Raw genomic sequence first — 772 nt, forward strand, 5'->3', positions numbered from 1 at the left:
CTTTAACTATATTAGCAGCAACTTTCTCCATAATAGATAAAAACTCATCAGTATTAAGGAAAGAAGTTTCAATATCAACTTGAGTAAACTCAGGCTGTCTGTCAGCTCTTAAGTCCTCATCGCGGAAACATTTAGCAACTTGATAATATCTCTCAAAACCGCCAATCATAAGTATTTGCTTRAATATTTGAGGAGACTGAGGCAATGCGTAAAAATCTCCAGCATTTAATCTTGAAGGAACAAGGAAGTCTCTAGCACCTTCAGGAGTACTTTTGTTTAATATAGGAGTTTCAACATCTATAAAACCATTGTCAGCTAAATGTTTTCTAAAAGCATTAGTAATTTCAAATCTTTTATATAGGTTGTTGAATACTTTAGTTCTTCTTAAGTCTAAATATCTGTATTTTAATCTTATATCTTCACCAGTATCAATATCATCTTCAAGTAAGAAAGGAGGAGTTTCAGAAGTATTAAGAAGTTCCATTTTCTCAACCATAACTTCTATTTCACCAGTAGGAATTTTAGGGTTAATCATCTCTTCGCTTCTTGCTCTTACTTTACCTTCAACACTTATAACATATTCGCTTCTTAAATCTTGAGCGTTATTATGTGCTTCTTTGCTTATCTCAGGATTGAATACTATTTGTACAAAACCTGTTCTATCTCTTAAATCTACAAATATTACTCCGCCATGGTCTCTTCTTCTTAAGACCCAACCAGCTAATTTAACTTCTTTACCAATATCATTTTTTGTTAAAATTCCATTATAGGT

General features: G+C 32.0%; 1 protein-coding gene. It reads right to left on the minus strand.

The genetic code is table 11. The annotated features are described in order from the left end of the window. Positions 1-772: aspartate--tRNA ligase (aspS, locus tag GQX97_RS12985; RefSeq protein WP_157152272.1), on the minus strand; the 772-nt coding region annotated here is incomplete at both ends.

It is taken from the genome of Brachyspira sp. SAP_772 (assembly GCF_009755885.1).
In the GTDB taxonomy this organism is placed as follows: domain Bacteria; phylum Spirochaetota; class Brachyspiria; order Brachyspirales; family Brachyspiraceae; genus Brachyspira.